The organism is Streptomyces celluloflavus, from assembly GCA_000720995.1.
GTDB classification, from domain to species: domain Bacteria; phylum Actinomycetota; class Actinomycetes; order Streptomycetales; family Streptomycetaceae; genus Streptomyces; species Streptomyces celluloflavus.
In genome coordinates, this window is record JOEL01000066.1 from 23,922 (window position 1) to 31,559 (window position 7,638).

Here is a 7,638-nt window from a genome sequence, read left to right on the forward strand (position 1 = left end):
GACCGGCCTGCGGTGTCTCAGCTTCAACGAAAATGGACAGCCGGAGATCCGCCCCGGCAGCGACATAGTCCGAAGCTTCCTCGATGCGTTCGTCGCCGAGATCGACCGCACCGTCGCTGCCTATCCCATGCGCCGGCAAGCCTTCGACAGATCCCGACGGGCCACTGACGACCGGCCCCAAGACGTCGAAGGAGCCCTCCACTGCCGGCTCGGGCCTCACGCCTGACCGCCCGGTACCCAAGGGCTGAAGCCGCTGCTTCTCCGCCCGGCCGGATCGATATCCGACAGCCTTTCACGGTTGCTTCCGTGGCTACCTTCAGGCTGCTTACGTAGCCGTGCGGTCCGGTTTGAACCGCTGTGGAACGGGGTCCGGCGAAGCCCTCCACCAACCCAAAACGGGCCTCTGACCAGCAATTTTCGCTGATCTGGGGCCCGTAGTGGCGGACGAGTCGGCCTATACGCCGGGTTCTGTCTCCCCACCCGGGGCGACCGGGGTAAATGACTCGGCTAGGACGCCTGACCTGCGGTGACTACGTTTCGTAGCGTTTCGGGGAGTGCGATTCTTTTGCAGTCCGCACTCCCCCGCCGCTCCCCGGACTCCCCAGATTCTCCCCAGGAAACGCGCTGAAACGGCTGCCATGCCACTCCCCTGACCAGGTCCGCACCGGTGACCGGCGCCGGACCATTGCGCGGTCGGCGACGGGACACAGAGCCCTGACGATGTCGCGGCCGCAAACATTTGCGCAGCGCACGGGGACCACCCGGAGCCATCCCCTGCCGTGAGGATCTGGGCCCGCAAGAACAGCAGCCCTACCCGTTGATCACGAGGTACTGTGATCAGCATTCGGTTGCTTCGTTCCGAAAACGAAGCGGCCCCCGATGGTGCTGGAACACCGATCGAGGGCCTACACCGCCAAGGAGTTAGGAGCTCCCTGGGATGCTTAGGCATGCTATCGCGCCTGCGCGTTTCTTCTCGCAGGTGCCGAACGAGATCATCCGCCACCCCCGTCTGTCATCGGATGCCGTGCGTCTGCTGACCTGGCAGCTGTCGCTCCCGGACAGCGCGGACGAGTCGCTGTCAGCGACGGCGAAGCGGGCCGGGATCAAGAAGACGGCGTTCATCCGCGCCAAGCGGGAACTGTCCGCCGAGGGCTACCTGCACGAGTGGCGGCGGCAGGGCCAGGCCGGCCTCTGGTCGACCGTGCAGCTCGTCTCCAACGTTCCTCTCGACCCGGCAGAGGCGGCCGGGGTGCGCGACGGCCGGCCGGCGGACGGCGTTCCGGCCGCCGGTAAGCCGACGGGCCGGGCGGTCGGCCGTTCCCCTGAGAACACCGTCGAGAACACCCCCAACCCACCCTCCCCCGACGAGCAGCCCGACGATCGCGCCCCCGGCCTCGGTCACACGGCGGCACCCGACGGGCGGGAGGGTGGGCAGTCCCGGAACGACGAAGACGCCCCGGCACCGGAAGCTGCCGCCACAGCCTCGGTACCGCGTGAGCTGGTGGACCGCGGCGCCCAGGCGCTCGCAGCCGTCTCACACGGCGAGCGGCGGCTACGGCTGGGCGGGCGCGAAGTGCGGCGGCTCGCGCCGTTGGCCGGTGAATGGCTGCAACGCGGGTCCACGATCCGGGAGATCCAGGAAGCGTTGACCTCCGGGCTGCCCGAGACGGTGCACTGCTCGGCAGCACTGGTACACAACCGACTGGTGCGGAAGATGCCGGAAGCTCCGTCGTTCGGCGAGCAGAGGGCTACCGGGGCGCCCGCGGCACCGCGCGTGGCTGCCATGCGGGAATGCACCGGCGAGCATCTCCAGCCGCTGCTGTTCCGGCCGGTGGACGACGAGCGGCTGTGTGCGGCGTGCCGTTGTGAGCAGGCCGAGGCTGCCGTTGACAGTGACAGCCCCGCAGCTGTGGGAGCGGGGCAGACGCTGTTCACCGCGGTCCGCGCCGCGATGCGGACAGGGGCGCGGGAGTGAAGGTCAGGCCGCCGACGCGTCCAAGACGTCCCTCAGCTGTCCCGCGCCCGGTGACGTCCGGACGATCCCGTACAGCGCAAGCGCACGAGTGCGAGTCAGCCCGGTTCGGTACGCCGGTGGCAGCTCCCCGAACGCCTGGGCGGCAATGCGTGCGGCTTCCTCGGGCTCTCCGTCGTGGGCCAAGCACGAGGCTCGGTCGATGGAGATCAGTGCACGCGTCATCAGGCTCGGGCTGCGGGACAACTCCAGCGCGCGGGTTTGAGTGGCGTACGCCCGCTTCGTCTCTCCGAGGATGGTGAGCGCCTGACTGAGATGGACGTGGTGCTTCTGCTCGGGGTAGCCGAGCCACGTGTCGACGGCCTGTTGCGGGGAGAGACGGTCCATGAGCTGTTCGGCCCCCGAAACGGCTGTCAGCGCGGCTTCCCGGTTCCCTTGGGCGGCGTAGGCGCGGGCGGCGACGGCGCAGGCGAGCGCAGCCGCGGCTGATGGCTGGCCGCCCGCCAGGTGGCGGGACTGATCGGCGAGGTCGGCAGCCGCGGCGGGGGCGCCGAAGTTGAGCGGCACCATCGCTTCCCGGGCCAGTGCCCAGGCGTGGAGGCCGGTGTCGCCGGACTCGCCGGCGGCGCGCCGAGCCGTGTGGAACCAGGCATGTGCCTCGCGATGGTCACCGAGATCATGCAGAACGATGGCGGTCATTCCCGCCATCTGTGCCGAGACGTGGCACAAGCGCGTCCGCGACTTGACGGTCCGACGGTCCGCGAAAAGCGGCTTCATGTCGTCGAAGTCGAGGACCAGGTCGGACAGCACCTTGACGGGGGCCTTGCCGTTGTAGCCGTACCCGTACCGCTCGGCCGTGGACTCCCAGTACGACAGGTCCGCGGTGGGGTGGTCGGTCAGGGCTGAGTCGAGGTCTTGACGGGCAGCGGTGAGCGCGGCGGCACCGGCGCCGGTGAGGCCGGCGGCGAGGGCGCCGCGCAGGAGGTTGCGGCGCTTCATCCGATCGTCTCCATCGTCGTGCTCCATGCGGGCAGGGGAGGCACTGGTACGGCTCTCCCAGGGTCGCGCAGCCAAGCCCAACTGTCGCCCCGGAATGCGAAGTCCATCAGCAATCCGTTCGATTGCGGCGAGCGTGGTGACGGCTCCCTCTCCCCGGGCCAGCTTTCCGACCCGTTCTGCCTTGAGCCCACACGCTTCGGCAATCTTGTTGTAGCTGGTGTCTGCCGCCTCGTGGGCGAGAGCAAACACCGCTCCGAAGTCGCGCCGTTGAAGTGCTTGGCCTAACCGTGGATCGGCGAGCAGTGCGCGCGGCAGTGCTGCCGGTGACAGCGGATACTCCATCCCACCCCCGAGGTGATGACGCAACGGCATGGTCCGTGCCGCACGGAGCGTACCCCCACCCCCACGGGGTGTACCCCTCATGGGGGCCCACTCATGGGATTACAGGCTCCTCCGTGCCGGGCGTTCACTGGGCCTACCGCCGCGGCGCCCCTGGCGTTTGGACTCCTGCCGGAGAGCCGGATTGGCCGTGGTGGCCCGGCGGGGCTGCTCCTGCCGGTCTGCCTGTTCCTCGGCAGGAGCAGCCCCCACAGTCGTCTGATGGAGAGGACCGTCGTCGTGTCCACTGCACAGAACCCGTGCCGTTCGCCCACGAACCACGTAGGTAACCGCACGCCGGCGAGGGCCGGATACGCCACGAACTCGCCGGTTACCAGCCCGGCGCCGCCGGAGGTTCGGGAGTTCTACACGCGGTACGGCGACCCGCGCAACTGGACCGCGGACGTGTTCAAGACGTACCTCGAACTGGGCGGCGCCTCGTGAAGGGGATGACGATCAGGGTCTACCGGGTCAACTCCGAGACGTTGGCCCGCACGGAGGTGGGGTCCGTCACCGTGCTGGCCGCGTCGGCCCGTGCAACGCCGCCGCCGTCGAGTATCCGTTTCCCGCCATGCAAATGCAGCCGGTGCCGCCTGCCTGCTGCGCGTTCCGACACAGGAGCGGTTCGATGAGACACCGCAGGCACTGGGGCAACCGGCTCGTGCGGCCCGCGTCGGTGAGCAGAAGGCGGCATCGGTTGCCCGTACCGGACATCGACGCGGCGCAGGCGGTGTGGCACGGGCTCCAGTTCTTGACCGTTCTGACGCTCGGCGCTGCCGTCGAGACCGATCTCGCCCGGCCCGTAGTGGCTTTCGCCGCGGTTCCGGACATCGGCCCGTCGGCAGCTGACCACGAGGTCGTGTAGACCCCATCTAGCCCCCGCTCCGCTACCGGTGATCACACCGTGGGTGCAGTCCCCCGAGGACCGCGGTGAGCCGTACCGGTACCGGAGCGGGTTCCAGACCCCGCCTTCTGACAGTGCCCGTGCGCGGGAGGAAGACGGACACGAGCAGGCCCGAGGGAGACAAACGCCCCCTACCCCCGGGCCCGCGACACCGCTGGGGGCCGTTGCACCACAGAGATGATCGGGAGGAGGAAACCACATGAAGCACGCTGAGCGGACGTCCGACCAGCCGCAGCAGGTCGACGAAGCACCCGAGGTGATCGTCCTCGACAACGCGGCCGCCCTGACCCAGGGCGGATCGGGCACGAGCACCGAGGACAAGCGCTACCAGTACGGCTGATGAACACGGCGACGGCCTTTCTCTCCAGGGAAGGCCGCCGCTTCGTCGCAGTGATCGATGAACCGGAGGTGGGGAATGCATTGGTTCGGTGGAGGCGCGCCTGGTGGACGATCTGCCGCTCCCGCTGGCGCGCGGTTCATCTGGGACGACCCGCCCCTTTGGACGGTGGGGCCCACGACACGGCGTCTGGTGCGAACGGTCGCCGTCCACGGGGGCCGGCTTGCCGTGTTCGGCCCGTGCTCGGCCAGCGACGACGATCTCGCCAACGCCCTGGCGAGCCCGGACCTTTCCGCTTTTGCAGGTGCATGGGCCGGCGCGCACACCATCGTCCGTACCCGTGACGGCGTGCTCGACGTGGTCAGTGACGCCGCTGGAGGCTGCCCGGTGTACACCGTGCGCACCCATGACAGTGTCGTATGGGCCTCCAGTTCAAGGGCGCTGGCCAGCTTGGTCGGCGGACGGGTCGACACCGGTTGGCTCGCCGGGTATCTGCTCGACGTGCAACGGGACATGGGTCCGCGGAGTGCCTGGGACGGTGTCAACCTGGTGCCGGCCGGACACCAGTTGGTCCTGCGGGACGGCCGGGTGGAACGGCTTTCCCCATGGTGGGCCATCACACGGCGGTCTTACGGGGAGGCCGTGGCGTCGCTCCGCGATGCCCTGGTCGAAGGAGTACGGGCCCGGGTCGCCGGTGTCCCGGTCTCGTCGGATGTCGCGGGGCTCGACTCCAGCACGCTGGCTGTCCTGGCGGCACTCGAAGGGCCGATCACGGGAATGACAGTGCACCCGGACGGGGCCGCGGAAGGCGGCGACGTCGCCTACGCCCGGGCCCTCGCCCAGACGGTGTCGGCGATGCGGCACGTCTTGTTCCCGTTGGACGAACGGCACCTTCCTCTGAGTGAGGCAGAGACGGAGTTGCCGGCAACGGACGAGCCCGCGCCATCGTCAATCACCTGGGCAAGGTGCTCGGCGCAGCTACGGGCGGTCGGCCGCGCCGGTGCCGTCTGCCACCTGACCGGGGACGGCGGGGACACCCTGTTCCAGCCACCGCCGACGCACCTGTCCGATCTGGCCCGTTCCGGGCAGTGGGGCCGCCTGGTAGCCGACGCGCAGGCGTGGGCCCTGCTTCGCCGGGTGAGCCCCTGGGGTCTCGTGAAAGCCGCGGTGCACCGCGACAGGTTCGGTCTGGTCGGCGGCGGGGGCCGGCGGCCGGCGTGGGTCACCCCTGCTGCACTGGATCAGCTGCCCCAACCCGCCGTCGAGGTCACGTCGGATTCGGCGCTGCTCGCCGAAGTGCGCTATGTGGCACGGTCGGCTCGTACCGAGCAACAACTCGCCGACTCGTTCGGGGTCGAGCTGCACAACCCGTATCTCGATGGCCGGGTCGTCGACGCCGTCCTGTCCGTGGCACCGCAGGAGCGCTGTTCCGCCAGCCGGTACAAGCCGCTGCTCGCTGACGCTGTCGGCCCGCTGCTGCCCGAAGCCGTAAGGCGCCGCCGGACCAAGGGAATCTTCGTCGGCGAGTTTCACCACGGAATGCGGGTGAACCTGCGTCGTGTGCTCGACCTCGCCGAGGGGCGGCTTGCCGGCCTTGGTCTCGTCACGCCTGGCCCATTGCGGACGGCTGTACGCGCTGCTGCTCTCGGCGCCGAGACGGCATGGCCCGCACTGCTGCCAGCACTCAATGCGGAGATGTGGCTCGCCGCCGTCGACCGGGCACCCGCGATCGAGTGGCTTGAGAGGAAGACCGGCTCCAGTGACCGATAGCGATACGGTGATGGTCATCACCGAACACTCATGCATCACCATCAACTACCGTACTGGCCATACAGAGTTACGCCCTATCGCGGCGCGCATGAAGAAAACCGGAGTGGTAGTGCGGCACGGTACGGCCGCCCCGTCGTGGGGAACCACGGAAGTCCCCGCGGTGCTTCCCTTGCCAGGCCCCGTGCCCGCACGGTGGCGGCTCGCTGCCATACCGGTACTGCTCGCAACGGTAGCCGTTCGGGTGATCGGCCCCAGTCAGGGGCGATTTCGCCGCCTGGTTCGGCTTGGATGCGGCGGTAGAAGCCTTCCGCCCGCTACGCGGATGCAAGCCGTGCACGCCGTTCGCGCCGTCCGATGGGCGTCGCGTCTCGTCCCTGCGCGGTGGGGCTGTCTGGAGCAGTCGGTCGCCGCCGCGCTCCTGCTGGCGAGCACCGGACGCCGGGCAGAGTGGCGGCACGGATTCGCCACCGATCCGGTACGGCTTCATGCGTGGATAGCTGACCAGGACGGGCGTCCGGTTGAAGAACCGGCCGAGACGTCCCTTTTCACCCCGATCCATACGCCCGACGGCCCCGGATCGCCCAGGGCCGCGAAGGAGGCACATCGTGAGCGTTCCTCACATCATTCTCCCCGGTGACCGGCTCGGTCTCGGCCTGCCACGGCAGGACATGCTGCCCGCCTACCACCGGTGGGAGAACGATCCTCGGACGGTTCTCGGTTACGGCAACCAGATGCCGCAGAGCTGGGAAGCCCGCGCCGCCGGCTGGGAAGGGCAGGCCCGCAACCCCCAACGCCCCGCGTTCGAGGTCGTCCGGCTCGAAGACGAGCAACCGGTCGGGATGACGGTCCTGTACATCGACCAGGCCGTCCGCACCGCGGAGTACATCATGCTCATCGCCCCCGAGGCACGAGGGAAAGGCTATGCGGCCGAGGCCACCCGCCTCACGCTCGACTGGGCGTTCCACATCAGCTCGCTGCACATGGTGTGGCTGAAGGTCCTGGAGCCGAACCAGGCCGGCATCGCGGCCTATGAGAAGGCCGGGTTCCGACCGGCCGGACGACTCCGGCAGTCGGGCTTCTGGCTCGGGCAGCGCACCGACGAACTGATCATGGACGCTCTGCGCGAGGACTTTTCCGGGCCTTCGGCGGTATCTGCTGCCGTTGAGACGCGAACGTCCTCCTAAGAGGATGTCTCACGTGGTGATGCTGTGAGGTGCGGCATCATGGCTGTTTGTGGGTGTCGATCTGTCGCAACGGCTGGTTCCTGATGGTCTGTGG

The 7,638-nt window shown here is 68.9% G+C and carries 8 protein-coding genes; 7 read left to right on the forward strand and 1 reads right to left on the reverse strand.

What is annotated here, in order from left to right; translation table 11 throughout:
• The first annotated feature begins 937 nt into the window (after positions 1–937).
• Positions 938–1,975, forward strand: a complete 1,038-nt coding sequence (locus IH09_RS33330; protein WP_190233483.1) for a hypothetical protein — start codon at positions 938–940, stop codon at positions 1,973–1,975.
• Positions 1,976–1,978: 3 nt separating this feature from the next.
• On the opposite strand, the gene IH09_RS33335 is transcribed toward IH09_RS33330, so the two are convergent.
• Positions 1,979–3,313: a hypothetical protein gene (locus IH09_RS33335; RefSeq protein ID WP_240150696.1), complete on the reverse strand. Its 1,335-nt coding sequence runs from the start codon at positions 3,311–3,313 to the stop codon at positions 1,979–1,981.
• Between the two features lie 258 nt (positions 3,314–3,571).
• Between IH09_RS33335 and IH09_RS33340 the strand changes: the two genes are divergently transcribed.
• The 6 genes from IH09_RS33340 to IH09_RS33355 all read left to right on the forward strand — a co-directional run bounded on the left by IH09_RS33340 (position 3,572) and on the right by IH09_RS33355 (position 7,544).
• Positions 3,572–3,793 carry a hypothetical protein gene (locus IH09_RS33340; protein WP_052861298.1) on the forward strand — a complete coding sequence of 74 codons (222 nt, stop codon included), beginning with the start codon at positions 3,572–3,574 and terminating at the stop codon, positions 3,791–3,793.
• A gap of 184 nt (positions 3,794–3,977) precedes the next feature.
• On the forward strand, positions 3,978–4,214 hold the full coding sequence (locus IH09_RS33345; protein ID WP_052861299.1) for a hypothetical protein: 237 nt from the start codon (positions 3,978–3,980) through the stop codon (positions 4,212–4,214).
• A 238-nt stretch (positions 4,215–4,452) separates the two neighbouring features.
• Positions 4,453–4,593, forward strand: coding sequence for an albusnodin family lasso peptide (locus tag IH09_RS38360; RefSeq protein WP_107436930.1), 141 nt, complete (start codon positions 4,453–4,455; stop codon positions 4,591–4,593).
• A 75-nt stretch (positions 4,594–4,668) separates the two neighbouring features.
• Positions 4,669–6,360 (forward strand): albusnodin/ikarugamycin family macrolactam cyclase, encoded by a 1,692-nt coding sequence (locus IH09_RS33350; protein ID WP_110952752.1) that lies wholly within the window; start codon positions 4,669–4,671, stop codon positions 6,358–6,360.
• A gap of 88 nt (positions 6,361–6,448) precedes the next feature.
• Positions 6,449–6,997, forward strand: coding sequence for a lasso peptide biosynthesis B2 protein (locus IH09_RS38365; RefSeq protein WP_240150700.1), 549 nt, complete (start codon positions 6,449–6,451; stop codon positions 6,995–6,997).
• Positions 6,966–7,544, forward strand: coding sequence for a GNAT family N-acetyltransferase (locus IH09_RS33355; protein WP_052861301.1), 579 nt, complete (start codon positions 6,966–6,968; stop codon positions 7,542–7,544). Before IH09_RS38365 ends, IH09_RS33355 begins: the two co-directional genes overlap by 32 nt.
• Positions 7,545–7,638: the final 94 nt, after the last annotated feature.

Excerpts from the sequence above, each read along its gene's own strand:
- IH09_RS33330 (WP_190233483.1), top strand. The coding sequence starts at position 938 with ATGCTTAGGCATGCTATCGCGCCTGCGCGTTTCTTCTCGCAGGTGCCG.
- IH09_RS33335 (WP_240150696.1), bottom strand. The coding sequence starts at position 3,313 with ATGGAGTATCCGCTGTCACCGGCAGCACTGCCGCGCGCACTGCTCGCC.
- IH09_RS33340 (WP_052861298.1), top strand. The coding sequence starts at position 3,572 with ATGGAGAGGACCGTCGTCGTGTCCACTGCACAGAACCCGTGCCGTTCG.
- IH09_RS33345 (WP_052861299.1), top strand. The coding sequence starts at position 3,978 with ATGAGACACCGCAGGCACTGGGGCAACCGGCTCGTGCGGCCCGCGTCG.
- IH09_RS38360 (WP_107436930.1), top strand. The coding sequence starts at position 4,453 with ATGAAGCACGCTGAGCGGACGTCCGACCAGCCGCAGCAGGTCGACGAA.
- IH09_RS33350 (WP_110952752.1), top strand. The coding sequence starts at position 4,669 with ATGCATTGGTTCGGTGGAGGCGCGCCTGGTGGACGATCTGCCGCTCCC.
- IH09_RS38365 (WP_240150700.1), top strand. The coding sequence starts at position 6,449 with ATGAAGAAAACCGGAGTGGTAGTGCGGCACGGTACGGCCGCCCCGTCG.